Source organism: Micrococcus sp. EWR3.9.1, assembly GCF_052615555.1.
On record NZ_JBQXFD010000002.1, the window covers coordinates 161,296 to 177,521 of the forward strand.

Below are 16,226 nucleotides of genomic sequence, written 5' to 3' on the forward strand. Positions count from 1 at the left end.
GTCAATCCTCGACGGTGGGGGCCGGGGCGGGCCGGCCGAGGACCTCGGAGACGAGCCGATCCTGGAGCGTGAACATCTCCTCGCGCTCGGCGTCCTCGACGTGGTCGTACCCGAGCAGGTGGAGCATGCCGTGGGTGAGCAGCAGGAGCAGCTCGTCGTCACGGGAGTGCCCGCCGCGCGCCGCCTGCTCGGCGGCGACCTCGGGGCAGAGCACGACGTCGCCCAGCACGCCCTCGGCCGGCGCCTCGGGCGAGCCGGGGGTCAGCTCGTCCATGGGCAGGCTCATCACGTCGGTGGGCCCGGGCAGGTCCATCCACTCCTCGTGCAGCTCGGCCATGCGCGCGGCGTCCACGACGGTCACGGCCGTCTCGGCGCGCTCGTGGACGTGCAGGCGCGCGTACACGTGCCGGGCCATGCGCAGCAGCGCGTCCTCGGGGACCTCGATCCCCGACTCGTTCAGGATCTCAACGGCCACGGCGGGCCCCTCCTCGCTTCTGGGACCGCTCCGCGGGGCCGCGGGCGGCGTCGTAGGCGTCCACGATGGCGCTCACCAGCGAGTGCCGGACCACGTCCGAGGAGTCGAAGCGGACCATCTCCAGTCCCTCGATCCCCTCGAGCACCTCGACGGCCTGGGCCAGGCCGGACTGGGTGCCGCGCGGCAGGTCCACCTGCGAGGTGTCGCCCGTGACGACCATGCGCGCACCGAAGCCGAGGCGGGTCAGGAACATCTTCATCTGCTCGCCGGTGGTGTTCTGGGCCTCGTCGAGGATCACGAACGCGTCGTTCAGGGTGCGGCCGCGCATGTACGCCAGCGGGGCGACCTCGATGGTCCCGGCCTCCATCAGCCGCGGGATCGACTCGGGCTCGATCATGTCGTGCAGCGCGTCGTACAGGGGGCGCAGGTACGGGTCGATCTTCTCGGAGAGCCCGCCGGGCAGGAAGCCGAGACGCTCGCCGGCCTCGACGGCCGGGCGGGTGAGGATGATCCGGTTGACCTCCTTGGCCTGCAGCGCCTGCACGGCCTTGGCCATGGCCAGGTAGGTCTTGCCGGTGCCGGCCGGGCCGACGCCGAAGACGACGGTGGAGCGGTCGATCGCCTCCACGTAGTCCTGCTGGTGCAGGGTCTTCGCGCGGATGCGGCGACCCCGGCCCGAGAGGATCGAGTCCAGGTGCAGCTGACCCGCGCCGCGCCCGGTGGCGGCTCCGCGGACGTGATGGACGACCTGGCCCATCACCTCGGGGGTGACCGCCTGGTCGCGGCGGGCGATCGAGCGCAGGTCCTCGACGACGCGCCGCACCGTGGCCACGTCGGCCACCGGCCCGGCCAGGTCCAGCCGCTGGTCGCGGACCGTGACGTCCACGGTGGGGAACACGCCGCCGAGGATCCGCAGCAGGGCGTCCTGCGGTCCGAGGGTGCGGACCATGAGGTCGGCGGATTCGAACGCGACGCCCTCGTGCGCAGTGGCGGGCGGGGTCGGGGTCGTGGGGGGCACGGTCACGATGGGGCGGATCACCTCGGGGTCGCGGGGGCGGGACATCGAATCCAGTCTAGGCGTCGGTGCGCGGTCCTGCCGGGGCTCACCAGCGGCCGAGCCGGTGCTGGAGCACGGCGAGGGCGGCGGGGCCGGCCGTGGAGGCGCGCAGCACGTGCGGGCCGAGCCGCACCGGCACGGCCCCCGCTGCCACGCAGGCCTCGAGCTCGGCCGCGCCGATCCCGCCCTCGGGGCCCACGACGACGGCGATCTCGGCGGCCTCGGAGAGTCGTTCCGCCGGCACCGAGGACACCCCGTGCTCCGCGTCCTCGTGCAGCACGAGGACGAGCCGGCCGCCGTCGTCGTCCTGGACCAGCCCGGCCACCGCCGTCCCGGAGACGTGGTCCCGGACCGCGGGCACCCGGGCGCGACGCGCCTGCTTGGCGGCCGCGCGGGCCGTGTCCGCCCACTTCTGGCGGGCCTTGGCGGCCTTGGGGCCCTTCCAGCGGACGATCGAGCGCTCGGCCTCCCAGGGCACCACGGCGGTCACGCCGAGCTCGACGGCGGCCTGGACCGCCATGAGGTCCCGATCGCCCTTGGCGAGGGCCTGGACGAGCACGAGCGCCGGGGTGGGTGCCGGCTCCTCCGCCACCGCGTCCAGCCGCACGGACACCCCGTCCGGGGCGGCCGCGAGCACGGTGCCGTGGCCGAGCGTGCCCGACCCGTCGGCCAGGATCACGGCCTCCCCGGGGGCCAGGCGCATGGCCGCGGCGGCGTGGCGGGCCTCGGGGCCACCGAAGACGACCTCCACGCCGGCGCTCGCGCCGGCCAGAGCGCCCGGCTCGAGGTGGAACAGGGGGGCGGTCACAGGTTCCTCAGGTTCTCCCGCAGCCGGGCGAACATGCCCCTGGCCTGGGGTGCGCCGTGCACGACCTCCTCGCCGCGCACCTCCGCCAGGCGCTCCAGGAGCTGGCGCTGCTCGTCGTCCAGGTCGGTGGGCGTGGTGACCACCACGTCCACCTTGAGGTCACCACGGCCCTGCCCGCGCAGGCGGCCGACGCCCAGGCCCTGGAGGACCTCGACGTGGCCGGACTGCACACCCGGGTCCAGGCTGACGGACTGCTTGCCGTCCAGGGTGTCCAGCGTGACGGTGGTGCCCAGGGCCGCGGCCGCCATGGGGACGGTCACGGTGGTGGCCAGGTGGTCGCCCTCGCGGCGGAAGGTCTCGTCCGGGCGGACCGCGATCTCCACGTAGAGGTCGCCGTTCGGGCCGCCGCCCGGGCCGGCCTCGCCGCGGCCGGCGAGGTGGATGCGGGTGCCGTCGTCCACGCCCGCGGGGATGCGCAGGGTCAGCGACGTCCGGGTGCGGACGCGGCCCTGCCCGTCGCACTCGTGGCAGGGCGTCGGGATGACGGTGCCGAACCCCTGGCAGGCGGGGCAGGCCTCGGTGGCCATGACGGTGCCCAGCAGCGACCGCACGGGGCGCTGGATCATGCCGTGGCCCTGACAGGTCTGGCAGGTCTCCGGCTGGGTGCCGGGCTCGCAGCACGAGCCCCCGCACCGCTCGCAGCGCACGGCCGTGTCCAGCTCAATGGTCTGCTCGCCGCCGAAGACCGCGTCGCGCAGGTCGATCCGCGCGATCACCAGCGCGTCCTGGCCGCGGCGGGCGCGGCTGGCGGGGCCACCGCGGCCGCCCTGGCCGGCCGCGTTCATGAAGGTCTCGAAGATGTCGGCGAAGCCCCCGAAGCCGCCCGCCCCACCGAAGCCGCCCGGGAAGCCGGCCTGGCCGTTCTCATTGCCCGTCGTGTCGTAGGCCCGACGCCGGTCCTCGTCCGAGAGCACCTCATAGGCGTGGGAGATGCGCTTGAACTGCTCGGCCGCCTCCGGGTCGGGGTTGACGTCCGGGTGGTGGGTGCGCGCGAGCTTGCGGTAGGCGCGGCGGATCTCCTCGGTGCTGGCGTCACGGCTGACGCCGAGCGTCTCGTAGTGGTCGGTCACGGTGGGGATTCCTCTCGGGGCGAGCGGGACGTGGGGCGGTGCGGGACGGGGCCCGCCAGGACGCGCGGAGGCACGTCAGGTGGTCAGGATGCGGGAGAGATAGCGGGCGATCGCCCGGACGGCGGCCATGGTGCCCGGATAGTCCATCCGGGTCGGACCGATGACGCCGAGCTTCGCCACGGCGCCGGGGCCGTAGGCGGCCGCGACCACCGAGGTGTCCGCGAGCGATCCGGCGTTCTCGGAGCCGATCCGCACGGACACCCCGTGGGCGTCCTGCTCCATCTCCGTGAGCAGGCGCAGCAGCACCACCTGCTCCTCGAGCGCCTCCAGGATCGGCCCGATGGACGCGCCGAAGTCCCCCGGGGAGCGGGCCAGGTTGGCGGTGCCGGCCAGGACGATGCGGTCCTGCCGGCCGGCCTCGAGCAGGTCCTGGACGGCCGCGGCCACGAGGGCCGCGGCCGGCCGGTGCTCCGGGCGGACCCGGGTGACGACGTCGTCCACCACGGTGGCCGCCTGCACCGGACCGAGCCCCAGCAGGGCGTCCAGCAGGAGGCCGCGGAGCACGGACAGCTCCGCCTCGTCGACCGGACGGTCCAGCACGGCGTGCCGCTGGTCCACCCGCCCCGTGGACAGGATGAGGACCACGAGCACGCGCGTGGGCGCGAGGGAGACCAGTTCGAGGTGGCGGATCGTGGAGCCGTCCTCGTGGGGGAACTGCGCGACGGCGACCTGCTGGGTCAGCTGGGCCAGGAGGCGCACCGTGGACTCCATCATGTGCTCGGTGTCCGTCTCCGGGTCCAGCAGGGTCCGCACGGCCCGGCGCTCGGCGGGGGACAGCGGCTTCACCTCGGAGAGGCGGTCGACGAACACGCGGTAGCCCTTGTCCGTGGGGACGCGCCCGGCGGAGGTGTGCGGGGCCACGATGAGGCCCTCCTCCTCGAGCGCAGCCATGTCGTTGCGCACGGTCGCGGAGGACACGCCCAGGGCGTGCCGTTCCACGAGCGCCTTGGAGCCCACGGGCTCGCGCAGCGCCACGTAGTCCTCCACGATCGCCTGGAGCACCTGCAGGCGGCGGGGCTGCTCCGACATCTCGGTCCTCCTCTGGTCCGTCGGGATCCGGGGCGACCCCGGAGGTGCCCCTGGCTGGCACTCCGGCGGGTCAAGTGCCAATGCTACCGTCCGACCCGGGGGACGACCCGACCGGCCCGCACGGCTTCGCTCACGGTGATCGCCCGCCCCCGTTGCTACCGTGCTCTCCCATGGACTGGAGCAGCTGGGGCCCCGCGGGCCACGACGACCTGACGCGCCGCCCCGCCCGGACCGTCCCCGATGTGCCCGCCACCCCCGGCACGGTGGTCGAGGACGTGGCCTCCGGGTTCACCGGGGCCGTGAGCGGCATCGAGCGCTCCGGCGGCGTGCACGTGGTGGTCCTGGAGGACCGCCGCGGCGTGCGCCGCGGCTTCCCCCTCGGCGGCGGCTTCTGGATCGACGGCGAGCCCGTGACCCTGGTCCCCCCGACCGCCGCGGCCCCGGCGGCGCCGGCCCGCACCGCCTCCGGCTCGCGACGGGTCGAGGGGGCGCGGGCCCGCACTGCCCGCGCCTCTCGCATCTGGGTGGAGGGCGTGCACGACGCCGAGCTGGTGGAGAAGGTGTGGGGCGAGGACCTGCGCCTCGAGGGCATCGTCGTGGAGCCCCTGCACGGCGTGGACGACCTCGCCGGGGCGATCCGTGCGTTCGCCCCCGGTCCGCGGCGCCGGCTCGGGATCCTCGTGGACCATCTCGTCACCGGGTCCAAGGAGGAGCGCCTCGCGGCCGAGGCCATGCGCGTGCCGGGGGCCGCGGGCAACGTGCTCATCCTCGGTCACCCCTACGTGGACGTCTGGCAGGTCATCAAGCCCTCCGTCCTCGGCATCCCCGCGTGGCCCGTCGTGCCGAAGGGGCAGGACTGGAAGACGGGGATCCTGCGGGGACTGGGCTGGCCGCACGGGAGCAAGGAGGCCACGGGGCTGGGGTGGAAGCGGCTGCTCTCCCACGTCACCACGTACGCGGACCTCGAGCCGTCCCTGCTGGGCCGCGTGGAGGAGCTCATCGACTTCCTCACCGCCGCACCCGAGCACTGATCTCGGCGCGGCCCCCGCCCGCCCGCGCTATGCTGGCCCATGCCCTGCGCCCGGTCCCCGGCGCGCGGGTCCCGCGATCCAGGAGGAGCCCCTCGTGAACACCCGCGCGCAGCCCGACGCCGGCCGCACCGGCCACGGCCCGCCCGCCTGGCTCGTCTCGGCCGGCGGCCGCGGCGCCCCGCTCACGGCGAAGCAGGACCGTGACCGCGCGGCGCTGGCCCATCTCAGTCTGGCGTTCGGCGTGCTCGGCCCGCTGGTCGTGTGGCTGCTCTATCGCGACCGCGGCCCGTTCACCTCGCAGGAGTCGCGGGAGGCCCTGAACTTCTCCGGGCCGCCCACGCTCATCACGCTCCTGTTCTTCTTCCTGTCCCTGTTGCCGGTGGTCGGCCCGATCTTCGCGATCCTCGGCGCGCTCACGTGGGCCGCCATGGCGGTCTACGGCGTGATGGGCGCCTCGCACGTGTCCAAGGGCCGTCCGTTCCGGTACCCGTTCAACCTGCGCATCCTGCGCTGACCCGGGGTCGGCCGGTCAGAAGCCGGCCAGCGCCCGGACGATCGCGTCGTTGCGCAGCCGCCCCTCGAGCGTCGGGATGATGCGCCCGTCGACGGCGGCGCGCCCGTCCAGCAGGCCCGCGGCGATGAGTTCGGCGATCGCCCCGCGGATCCGCGCGGCCTCCCCCGGCGTCTCCGAGACGAGCTCCGCGGTCGGGAGCCCGCCCACCGTGCGCACCGCGAGCATGATGCGCTCGAGGCGCCGCGCGTCGGCGTCGGGCCGCTCGCGGCCGACGGCGGGGGTGACCCCCGTGGCCAGCCGCTGCGCGTAGGCGGCGGGGTGCTTGGCGTTCCAGAACCGGACGCCGGCGAGGTGCGAGTGCGCGCCCGGGCCGATCCCCCACCAGTCCTGGTCCTCCCAGTACGCCACGTTGTGCCGCGCGCGGTGGACCCCGGACCCCCGCGGATCCCGCGCCCAGTTGGACACCTCGTACCAGCGGTAGCCGGCGGCGCTGAGCAGCTCCTCGGCGAGCAGGTACTTGTCCGCCTGGTCGTCGGGGTCCACGTCCGCCACCTCGCCGCGGGCCACCTGGGCCCCGAGCTTGGTGCCCTCCTCCACGATCAGCGAGTACGCGCTCACGTGGTCCGGGGCCAGGACGACTGCGGCCTCGAGCGTGGCCCGCCAGTCGGCGAGGGACTCCCCCGCGGTCCCGTAGATCAGGTCCAGGGACACCTCCAGGCCGGCCTCGCGGGCCGCGGCGACGGCGGCGGGGACGGACTCGGGCCGATGGGTGCGCTCGAGCGTGGCGAGCACGTGCGGCATCGCGGACTGCATGCCCAGGGAGAGGCGGGTGAAGCCGCCGGCCGCGAGCTGGCGGGCGTACTCCGGGGTGATCGTGTCCGGGTTGGCCTCGGTGGTCACCTCCGCGCCGGGCGCGATCCCGAACCGGTCCACCGCCGCCTGGAGGATGCGCACGAGGTCCGCGGCCGGCAGGAGCGTGGGCGTGCCGCCGCCGAAGAACACCGTGTGCAGCGGGCGGGCGGGCACGTCCGAGGACGCGAGCACGTCCGCGGCGAAGTCCAGCTCCGCGACCGCCGACTCCCAGTAGTCGCCGCGACCCGCGCCGGGGCCAAAGTCGACGGCCGTGTACGTGTTGAAGTCGCAGTAGCCGCAGCGCACCGTGCAGAACGGCACGTGGACGTACAGGCTGAAGGTGCGCGCCGCGCCGTCGCGGGCGGCCGCGCGCACCCGCTGCCCGACGTCGGCCGGCAGCCGGCCGTCGTCGGGGACGGGCTCGCCGAGGGGCAGGGCGGGCACTTACTTCTTCGCGGCCTGGTCGGCGCCGGCGCCGTCCGAGGATAGGGCGGCGATGAAGGCCTCCTGCGGGACCTCGACCCGGCCGACCATCTTCATGCGCTTCTTGCCCTCCTTCTGCTTCTCGAGCAGCTTGCGCTTGCGGGAGATGTCTCCGCCGTAGCACTTGGAGAGCACGTCCTTGCGGATCGCGCGGATGTTCTCGCGGGCGATGATGCGCGAGCCGATGGCGGCCTGGATCGGCACCTCGTACTGCTGGCGCGGGATCAGCTCCTTGAGCTTGCCCGTCATCATCACGCCGTACGCGTAGGCGTTGTCCCTGTGGGTGATGGAGGAGAACGCGTCCACCTGTTCGCCCTGGAGCAGGATGTCCACCTTGACGAGGTCGGCGACCTGGTCGCCGTCGGCCTTCCAGTCCAGCGAGGCGTACCCCTTGGTGCGGGACTTGAGCTGGTCGAAGAAGTCGAACACGATCTCGGCCAGGGGGATCCAGTAGCGGATCTCCACGCGTTCCTCGGAGAGGTAGTCCATGCCCTTGAGGTTGCCGCGCTTGGCCTGGCACAGCTCCATGACGGCGCCGATGAACTCCGCCGGCACGATGATCGTGGCCGAGGCCATGGGCTCGCGCACCTCGAGGATCTTGCCCTCGGGGAACTCGGAGGGGTTGGTCACGGTGACGACCTCACGGTCCTCCCGGGTGACCTCGTAGACCACGTTGGGCGCGGTGGAGATGAGATCGAGGTCGAACTCGCGCTCGAGGCGCTCGCGCACGATCTCCAGATGCAGCAGACCGAGGAAGCCGACGCGGAAGCCGAAGCCCAGCGCGACCGAGGTCTCCGGCTCGTAGACGAGCGCGGCGTCGTTGAGCTTGAGCTTGTCCAGGGCGTCACGCAGCACGGGATAGTCCGAGCCGTCGATGGGATACAGGCCCGAGAACACCATGGGCTTGGGGTCCTCGTAGCCACCCAGGGACTGCTCCGCCGGGTGGGCGTGGTTGGTGACCGTGTCGCCCACCTTGGACTGACGCACGTCCTTCACGCCGGTGATGAGGTAGCCCACCTCGCCCGCGGCCAGACCGTTCGTGGGCACGGGCTCCGGGGAGGAGACGCCGATCTCGAGGAGCTCGTAGGTGGTGCCCGTGGACATCATGCGGACCTTCTCCCGCGGGGAGAGCCGGCCGTCCACGACGCGCACGTACGTGACGACGCCCCGGTAGGTGTCGTACACGGAGTCGAAGATCATCGCGCGGGCCGGGGCGTCCGCGTCCCCCTCCGGGCCGGGGATGGCGCGGACCACGCGGTCCAGCAGGTCCTCGACGCCGACGCCCGTCTTGCCGGAGACGCGCAGCACGTCCTCGGGCTCGCAGCCGATCAGGGAGGCCAGCTCGGCCGCGTAGCGGTCCGGATCCGCGGCGGGCAGGTCGATCTTGTTGAGCACGGGGATGATCTCCAGCTCGTGCTCCATGGCGAGGTAGAGGTTCGCCAGGGTCTGGGCCTCGATGCCCTGGGCGGCGTCCACCAGCAGGATCGCGCCCTCGCATGCGGCCAGCGAGCGGGAGACCTCATAGGTGAAGTCCACGTGCCCGGGGGTGTCGATCATGTTCAGGGCGTAGTCCACCCCGTCCACGGACCAGGGCATGCGCACGGCCTGGGACTTGATGGTGATGCCGCGCTCACGCTCGATGTCCATGCGGTCCAGGTACTGGGCCTTCATGTCGCGAGGCTGCACGACGCCGGTGGCCTGCAGCATGCGGTCCGCCAGCGTGGACTTGCCGTGGTCGATGTGGGCGATGATGCAGAAGTTGCGGATCACCGAGGGGTCGGTGGCAGCGGGCACCGGGGGGTTCGACGCCAGGGGCGACACGGGCACTTCCTCTACGGGTGACGGGGACGGGACTCTGACCGCCTAGTCTCTCATGTCCCGCCGCCGACCCGACCCGGACGCCGGGCCCGCGCGTCCACTAGATTCACGCCCATCGCCTTCGACCTGCATCGCGCCCTGTCCCTCGGCCGCCGGACGGCACGCCTGATCGGCGCCCTCCGCGACGACGCCCGGCCGCGCCGGGCCGCCTCCGAGGCCGGTCGACGGGCCGGCGACCGGAGCGGCCCGTCGCCCTTCCCGGGCCCGCCCGGGCCTCCCGGGCCCGCGTGGGACCCCACGGAGCCCACCGACTCGTGGCCGATGCCCGGGCCCGGGCAGGAGCGCCGGCCCCGGCGACAGGACGCCGGCCGCCACGTGTCCCTGCCGGACTTCACCGGCACCGTCCGCGTCGAGTACGCGCCCGTGCCCGGGCCGACGGCCGGGCCGGGCGAGGTCGTGTGGACCTGGGTGCCGTACGAGGAGATGGACGGCCGGGGCAAGGACCGCCCCGTGCTCCTGATCGGCCGGGACGGGGCGCACCTGCTCGGGCTCATGCTGACCAGCCGGGACCGGAACAACGCCCTGGCCCGCGACGAGGACTACGTGGACGTGGGCGCGGGCGCCTGGGACCGGTCCGGCCGCGCCTCGGAGGTGAAGCTGGACCGGGTGGTCCGCGTGGATCCGGCCGCGGTGCGCCGGGAGGGCGGCGTCCTGGACCGGGCGGCCTTCGACCGGGTCACGGCCGCGCTGGCCCGCGCCCGGCGGCGGGGGCGCTGAGTCGGCCGCGCGGATCGCAGGGTCTGGGTGGTAGGATCGTCCGCATTGTGTCCGCCGGTCGACGGGCACCCCCGGAACGGGTCATCATCGGTGTTCCCCACGCCGCTCAGTCCACGGATCCGGGCACCCTCCACGACCCCCTGTTCATGCGGCGCCCGGACCCTCGTCCGCGCCGCCGACGACGAAGGACCCGATTTGGCTAACATCAAGTCCCAGAAGAAGCGCATCCTCACCAACGAGAAGGCGCGCCAGCGCAACGTCGCGGTGAAGTCCGAGCTGAAGACCGCCATCCGCGCCGTGGACAAGGCCGTCGCCGCCGGCGAGCCCGAGGCCGCCGCCGCCGCGCTGCGCACCGCCTCCCGCAAGCTGGACAAGGCCGCCTCGAAGGGCGTCATCCACAAGAACCAGGCCGCGAACCGCAAGTCCGGCATCGCCGCCCGCGTGAAGGCCCTCCTCGGCTGATCCACGCCCCCCGGCTGTGACCGCGGCCCCCGCCCCGAGCGATCGGTGCGGGGGCCGCGTCGTGTCCGGGCTGCCCCCGAGGGATGCCGTCCGGCGGCGCCGTCAGCGGCTGACGGCGGTGGCCACGCGGATGACCGCGCGCTCGACGGCGAACTCCGGGTTGCGGGAGGCGCCCTTGGCCTCGGCATCGGCCTGGGCGATCCACTCCACGGCCTGCGCGATGCCGGCCGCCGTCCAGTGCCGCGCCGCCTGCTGGATGTAGCGCACCTGGAACGGGGCCACCCCGAGCAGGGACGGCAGCTCGGCGGCGGGCCGGCGGGCGTCGATCATCCGCGCCACCTGCCGCGCCTTGAGCGCGAGTGCCGCGGTGATCATCACCGGGTGGACGCCGGTGGCCATCGCGTGCCGCACGAGGGAGACGGCCCTCGCCGCCTGCCCCTCGAGCGCCGCGTCGGCCACCGCGAAGCTCGTGGCCTCCACGCGGCCGCTGTAGTACGTGTCCACGGTCTCGACGCTGACGACGCCCTCGGTGTCGTCGACGAGCTGGGCGCACGCGGCCGCGAGCTCCGTGAGCGAGGCGCCGGTGGCGCGGATGAGCGCGCGGGCCGCCTCCTCGTCGATGCGCCGACGCCGGTCGCGGAACTCGGCCTGCACGAAGGCCAGCCGCTCCTCGTCCTTCTTCAGCGGCACGCATTCGACCACCGTGCCGGCCTTCGCGACGGCATCCAGCAGCCTCTTGCCGCGGGTGCCGCCGGTGTGACGCAGCACGAGCGTGACGTCGTCCGCGCCGGGGCCCTGCTGGACGAGGCGCAGGGCGTCCTCGAGGAACGCATCGTTCATGGCCTCGAGGCCCTCGACCGTGATGAGGGTGGGCTCGGCGAAGAGGGACGGGCTGGCCGCGGTGGCCAGCTGGCCGGGCTGGTACTCCCCCGCGCGGAGCCGGTGGATCTCCAGCTGACCGTGACGCTCGCGCAGAGCCTGGGTCACGCGGTCCGTCACCCAGCGGGCGGCATGGTCCTCGGGCCCCTTGAGGAGCATGAGCGGGGCGGGCTCGGCCCTCCGCCAGGCCAGCGGGTCGGTGCGGCCGGCTCGGCCGGAACGGGGGCTGCGGGCGGCGGACATGCGTCCCATCCTAAGGTCCGGTGCGGACGCTCGAGGGCGGGCGGACGGTGTGGACCGCGATCTCGGGCGCGCCGTCGGGGTCGGGGCCGTCCGCGGCCGTGAGGGCCAGCGTGCCGTGCAGGTCCGTGCGGGCCACCGGCCCGAGGCGGCCGAGCGCGTCCACCGTGGCCCGGTGGGGGTGGCCGTACGGGTTGTCGGCGCCCACGGAGACCACGTGCAGGCGGGCGCCGGCCGCGCGCGGCACGGCCGTCCCACCGTTGCGGGCCCCGTGGTGGGCGACCTTGAGCACGTCCACGCGCGGCGGTGCGGCGGCATCGGACCGGCGCCCCGCGACCCACGCCGCGGAGGCGTCCTCCTCCATGTCGCCGGTGACCAGCGTCGTGACCGGACCGGCCCCGCTCTCGACGGTGACCAGCACCTGGGCGGAGGCGTCGTTCTCCTCGGGGGCCCGCGCGTCGGCGAGCAGCACGTGCCACCGCACCGGCCCGGCCGTGCCCGTCGCGCCGGTGCGGAGCCGTGCCGCGTCGGCGAGCGGGTCGACGCCGTCCGCCTCGCCTCCGCGCCCTTCCCGGCCCTGCGCCGGTGCGTCCCGGGTCGCGTAGTGCACCGCCCCGCGGGAGGCGCGGTCGACCACGCCGGCCAGTCCCCCGGCGTGGTCGGCGTGCAGGTGGGTGAGCAGCACGGCGTCCACCCGGTCTACGTCGAGGTCGTCGAGGCAGCGACGTGCGAGCCCCGGCTCGGGCCCGACGTCGACGACGACCCCCGCGCGCGGGCCGGACCGGAACACGGCCATGTCCCCCTGGCCGACGTCGCAGAACGCCACCGCCCAGTCCGGCGGGGCCGAGCCCGAGGACCGCGGCACGAGGACCGCCCCGACCGCCCCCGTGGTGGCCGCGGCCAGGGCGGCGGCGAGCACGACCAGGGCGGGGAGGCGCTCGCGGGTCCGCGGCGCGCTGCGGCCGACACGCCGGACAGGGGCGGTCCGGCGTCGTTCGAGCAGGAGCACGGCGGCGAACCCGAGGAGCGTCGCGGCCACCAGCAGGACGCCCAGCCCGGCGCCGAGGGCTCCGGCCGGCCACGGACGCAGCGCCCCGGGCAGGGAGGCGCTGGTGTGGGCGACCCACCCGATCCAGGCCGCGGGCCACTGGATCACGGCCACGAGGGCGGCCGCGATCCCCGGCGCGGGCAGGGCGAGGGCCGCGGCGAGGGTGCCCAGGACGGTCACGGGCGGCACGGCCGGGGCGGCCAGCAGATTGGCCGGCACCGCGTAGGCCGACACCTCACCGGTCATGGCCAGGATGATCGGCTGGCAGGCCAGGTGGGCGGCCACGGTCACCGCGAGCGACGCCGAGAGCCACCGCGCTACGACGTCGGGCAGCATCCGGCCGAGCCCGGCGTGCAGCGCACGGTCGAGGGGCGCGCCGGCCAGGACGATGCCCGCGGTCGCGGCCAGGGAGAGGTGGAAGGCCGGTTCCACGGCGAGGGCCGGCACCGCGACGAGCAGGGCCGTGCCGCCCACCGTCAGGAGTCCGAACGCCTGCCGCGCGCGGCCGAAGAACACCGCGAGCGCTCCGAGGGCGCCCATCACGGCCGCCCGGAGCACGGACGGCTCCGGCCCCACGACGACCACGAACACCCCGAGGACCGCCAGCCCGGCGCTGAGGACCACCGCCCGGTGCACCCGCGCGCTGCGCAGGGTGATCGCGACCGCGCCGAGGATCATGGCCACGTTGGCCCCGGACACGGCAGACAGGTGCGACAGGCCCGAGGCCTTCATGGCGTCGTCGAGGGCGGCCCCCTGGGCGGAGCGGTCGCCCAGCACCAGCCCCGGGATGAGTTCCGGCGCAGCGCCGACCGTGCCCTCCGCAGACTGACGGAACGCGGCGCGCAGCGCCTCCCGCCGCGGGGGGCCCGGGTCACCGCCGGTGGCCCCGCCTGCCGTCTGCGTCCCGCCGGGGCAGGGTCCCGGCTGCGGGGCGGACGCGGCGGCCAGGAACACGGTGGAACCGGACCTCGACGGCCGGGCCACGACGCACACCCGCGATCCCGGCCCGCCGTCGGGGGCCCACGTCCCGCCCTCCGGCGCGACGATCGTCGCGGGCGGTGCGCCCCCGCCCGTGAGTCGGGCCGTCACGGCCGCCTCGGGGGCCCGCGGCGGATGACCGAACGTCTCGACCCGCACGGGCACGCTCCAGCGTGGGCCGAAGGTCGCCTCGCTCCGGGTGGCGGGCCCGTCCAGGGTCAGCTCGAGCCGCAGCGGTGAGCCCGCGTGCACCGCGCCGGTCCAGCCGCTGCCGCTGGCCGCGGCGGCGGGCCCGGCCGAGTGCTGCAGCATCAGGGCCGCGGCCACGCCGGCCAGCGCCGTCGCGGTGGCCACGCCCCGTATCCGACCGGTCGAGCGGGCGGCGCCCAGGATGGCGGCCGCGGCGACGGCCAGCCCCGTGAGGGCCGCCGCCGACCGGGCCGGGGCGTCCCAGCCGACGCCGAGGATCCCCAGGGTGAGGCACCCGAGCAGGGCGGGCACCCACCGGGCCTCGAGCGGGCCGGGCACCTCGCGGTGCCGGGCGCGGCGGTCCACGGGATCGTTGGGCGGGCCCGGGGCCGGGTTCACCACGAGACGAGGTCGCGGAGCCGGTCAAGCGTGGCCGGGCCGATGCCGGGCACCGCGTCCAGGTCCTGCAGGCCGGTGAACGGGCCGACCGTCTCGCGGTGGGCGATGATCTTCTCCGCCGTGGCGGGGCCGACGCCGGGCAGGGTCTGCAGGCCTGCGGCGTCGGCGGTGTTCAGGTCCACGGTGCCGCGGGGCTCGGCACCGCCAGGCTCGCCAGTGGCACCGGCCCCGCCCGTGGTCGGCGTGGGCTGAGCCTGCGCGGCCCCGGCCACCCGGTCCAGGGCGTCCTGCGGCGTGTGGGCGGAGGGGACGAGGACCTGTTGGCCGTCGTCCAGCGGGGCCGCGAGGTTGATGCGCTCCGCCCGGGCGTGCCGGGTCGGGCCCCCGGCCGCGCGCACGGCGTCGGCCACCCGGGAGCCCGGCGCGAGGCTGACCACACCCGGCCGGGCGACCTCGCCCACCACGTGCACCCGCAGCGGGGTGGACCCGGCGGACCCGGACGCCTCCCCCGACGGCCCCGCCTCGGGCGTCCGCGCGTCGGTGCCGGCCGCCGTCGAGGCGGCGGAGGGCGCGCCGGTCTGCGGGATGCCTGCACCGGCCGCGGCCGCCGGGACCGCCGCGGGCGGCGCCGGGGTGGTCAGCCAGGCCACCGCCCACCAGGCCGCGGCGGCGACGAGCAGCACGGTGACGGCCAGCAGGGCCGGCCGCCACCGCAGCACTGGGCCCCGGGGCGGGGTGCGCTCCCACCGGGACGCGGCGTGCGGGCCGGCCGTGTCGACGTCGGGGACGGCCGCGGGGTCCGGGGCGAAGGCGGGCGGATCGTCGCAGAGGCGGTGGCTGGGGCTCATGCGGGCAGTCTGCGTCCCCGCGTCTGAGCCGGGCGCGTCCCGTACCCGGCCTGGGGATGACCACCGCGGTCCGGGGCGGTGTGCAGGAACGGACGCGCCCGTCTCCGCTGCGCTCCTGCACGGGCGGCCTCAGTCCCCCGAGCCCCCCGTGGGCGATTCCAGTGGGCAGATCACCACGCCCAGCGCACCCAGGCCCAGGTGCGCGGCGAGCACGGCGGGCAGCTCGACGACGGGCACGGGTGTGGTGGAGATCGGCTGCAGACGCTCCGCGAGCTGCATGGCCGTCTCGGGGTCGCCGTACTCGTGGACGGCGATCCGCACCGGGTCCTCTCCGGCCCTCTCGACCGCGAGCTCCACGAGCCGGTCGACGGCGCGGGCCGCGGACCGCGGGCGGTCGACCAGGCCGATCGCGCCGTCGTCGACGGCCATGACGGGGCGCACCTGCAGCAGGGTGCCCAGCAGCGAGGCGAGCCCGCTGATCCGCCCGCCCCGGCGCAGCTGCTCGAGGCTGGGCACCGTGAACAGCACGTGGCTGGAGTCCACGGTGGCCTCGAGCCGCTCGCGGATGCGGGCCACGGGCATTCCCACCCCCGCGTCCACGGCGGCGTCCACCACGGCCGTGCCCAGAGCGAAGCCCACGGTGCGCGAGTCCACCACGGTCACCGGGCGCTCGGCGTCCGCGGCGGCCAGGCGCGCGGCCTCCACGGTGCCGGAGAGCTCGCCGGACAGGTGGACGGAGAGGATGCGTGCGTAGCCGGCGCGGGCCAGCTCGGCGTAGGCCGTCCGGAACGCGCCCGGCGAGGGCCGCGAGGTGCGGACCGGAGTGCCGGCGGCCAGGGCCAGCGGCAGCTCCAGCGCGAGCTCGTCCGTGCCCTCCGTGTGGATCTGCTCGCCCACCATGACGGGCAGCGCCACCTGGCGGATCCCCGCGGCCAGACCGTGTCCGAGGACGGCGCCGGGCAGGGCCGCGGCCGAGTCCGTGACGACGGCCGTGCGGTCCCGGCGGGGCGGGCGCAGCCCGTAGCGTGCCCGCCCGGCCAGCTGGGAGCGGCGGGAGCGCAGGCGGACGAGCGCGTCGTCGCGCCACTGCTCGATGCTCGCCACGGCCTGCCTCCTCTCCCCCGGCTCGGTCGGGGCCGGTCTCACGCG

At 75.4% G+C, this 16,226-nt stretch carries 15 protein-coding genes; 4 read left to right on the top strand and 11 right to left on the bottom strand.

The window, feature by feature from the left end; translation table 11 throughout:
• Position 1: 1 nt before the first annotated feature.
• The 5 genes from ybeY to hrcA form a co-directional block, all read right to left on the bottom strand.
• Entirely contained in the window at positions 2 to 475 is a 474-nt protein-coding gene (ybeY, locus tag ACUJ8O_RS02335; RefSeq protein ID WP_010078622.1) for an rRNA maturation RNase YbeY, read from the bottom strand.
• Complete coding sequence (locus ACUJ8O_RS02340; RefSeq protein ID WP_002854671.1) at positions 465 to 1,538, bottom strand: PhoH family protein; 1,074 nt, start codon at positions 1,536 to 1,538, stop codon at positions 465 to 467. The genes ybeY and ACUJ8O_RS02340 overlap by 11 nt, the downstream gene beginning before the upstream one ends.
• 40 nt (positions 1,539 to 1,578) lie before the next feature.
• Positions 1,579 to 2,340, bottom strand: coding sequence for a 16S rRNA (uracil(1498)-N(3))-methyltransferase (locus tag ACUJ8O_RS02345; protein WP_036336562.1), 762 nt, complete (start codon positions 2,338 to 2,340; stop codon positions 1,579 to 1,581).
• The gene (gene dnaJ, locus ACUJ8O_RS02350; protein WP_036336564.1) at positions 2,337 to 3,470 is read right to left on the bottom strand and encodes a molecular chaperone DnaJ; all 1,134 of its coding nucleotides are present in this window, start codon (positions 3,468 to 3,470) and stop codon (positions 2,337 to 2,339) included. The genes ACUJ8O_RS02345 and dnaJ overlap by 4 nt, the downstream gene beginning before the upstream one ends.
• A gap of 75 nt (positions 3,471 to 3,545) precedes the next feature.
• On the bottom strand, positions 3,546 to 4,559 hold the full coding sequence (hrcA, locus tag ACUJ8O_RS02355; RefSeq protein WP_445373112.1) for a heat-inducible transcriptional repressor HrcA: 1,014 nt from the start codon (positions 4,557 to 4,559) through the stop codon (positions 3,546 to 3,548).
• Positions 4,560 to 4,729: 170 nt separating this feature from the next.
• On the opposite strand from hrcA, the gene ACUJ8O_RS02360 reads away from it, so the two are divergent.
• Together ACUJ8O_RS02360 and ACUJ8O_RS02365 are read left to right on the top strand one after the other, a co-directional pair.
• Positions 4,730 to 5,590, top strand: coding sequence for a DUF3097 family protein (locus ACUJ8O_RS02360; RefSeq protein WP_095353355.1), 861 nt, complete (start codon positions 4,730 to 4,732; stop codon positions 5,588 to 5,590).
• A gap of 94 nt (positions 5,591 to 5,684) precedes the next feature.
• Positions 5,685 to 6,104, top strand: a complete 420-nt coding sequence (locus ACUJ8O_RS02365; protein ID WP_002854682.1) for a DUF4870 domain-containing protein — start codon at positions 5,685 to 5,687, stop codon at positions 6,102 to 6,104.
• Positions 6,105 to 6,119: 15 nt separating this feature from the next.
• Here ACUJ8O_RS02365 and hemW read toward each other — a convergent pair whose 3' ends face one another.
• Both hemW and lepA read right to left on the bottom strand, forming a co-directional pair.
• Complete coding sequence (gene hemW, locus ACUJ8O_RS02370; protein WP_036317191.1) at positions 6,120 to 7,400, bottom strand: radical SAM family heme chaperone HemW; 1,281 nt, start codon at positions 7,398 to 7,400, stop codon at positions 6,120 to 6,122.
• Entirely contained in the window at positions 7,401 to 9,260 is a 1,860-nt protein-coding gene (lepA, locus tag ACUJ8O_RS02375) for a translation elongation factor 4 (protein WP_036317188.1), read from the bottom strand.
• Positions 9,261 to 9,632: 372 nt separating this feature from the next.
• Between lepA and ACUJ8O_RS02380 the strand changes: the two genes are divergently transcribed.
• Positions 9,633 to 10,034, top strand: a complete 402-nt coding sequence (locus tag ACUJ8O_RS02380) for a type II toxin-antitoxin system PemK/MazF family toxin (RefSeq protein ID WP_435891104.1) — start codon at positions 9,633 to 9,635, stop codon at positions 10,032 to 10,034.
• 195 nt (positions 10,035 to 10,229) lie between these two features.
• Positions 10,230 to 10,496 (top strand): 30S ribosomal protein S20, encoded by a 267-nt coding sequence (rpsT, locus tag ACUJ8O_RS02385; protein WP_036336578.1) that lies wholly within the window; start codon positions 10,230 to 10,232, stop codon positions 10,494 to 10,496.
• Between the two features lie 102 nt (positions 10,497 to 10,598).
• Here the strand turns inward: rpsT and holA are convergent, their stop codons facing one another.
• From holA to ACUJ8O_RS02405, 4 genes are all read right to left on the bottom strand, one after another.
• A complete protein-coding gene (holA, locus tag ACUJ8O_RS02390) occupies positions 10,599 to 11,618 on the bottom strand; it encodes a DNA polymerase III subunit delta (protein ID WP_036336580.1) in 1,020 nt (339 codons plus the stop codon).
• Positions 11,619 to 11,628: 10 nt separating this feature from the next.
• The gene (locus ACUJ8O_RS02395; RefSeq protein ID WP_036336627.1) at positions 11,629 to 14,196 is read right to left on the bottom strand and encodes a ComEC/Rec2 family competence protein; all 2,568 of its coding nucleotides are present in this window, start codon (positions 14,194 to 14,196) and stop codon (positions 11,629 to 11,631) included.
• 29 nt (positions 14,197 to 14,225) lie between these two features.
• On the bottom strand, positions 14,226 to 15,077 hold the full coding sequence (locus ACUJ8O_RS02400) for a ComEA family DNA-binding protein (protein WP_036336582.1): 852 nt from the start codon (positions 15,075 to 15,077) through the stop codon (positions 14,226 to 14,228).
• A gap of 129 nt (positions 15,078 to 15,206) precedes the next feature.
• Positions 15,207 to 16,181 (bottom strand): DegV family protein, encoded by a 975-nt coding sequence (locus tag ACUJ8O_RS02405; protein WP_036336584.1) that lies wholly within the window; start codon positions 16,179 to 16,181, stop codon positions 15,207 to 15,209.
• Between the last annotated feature and the right edge of the window lie 45 nt (positions 16,182 to 16,226).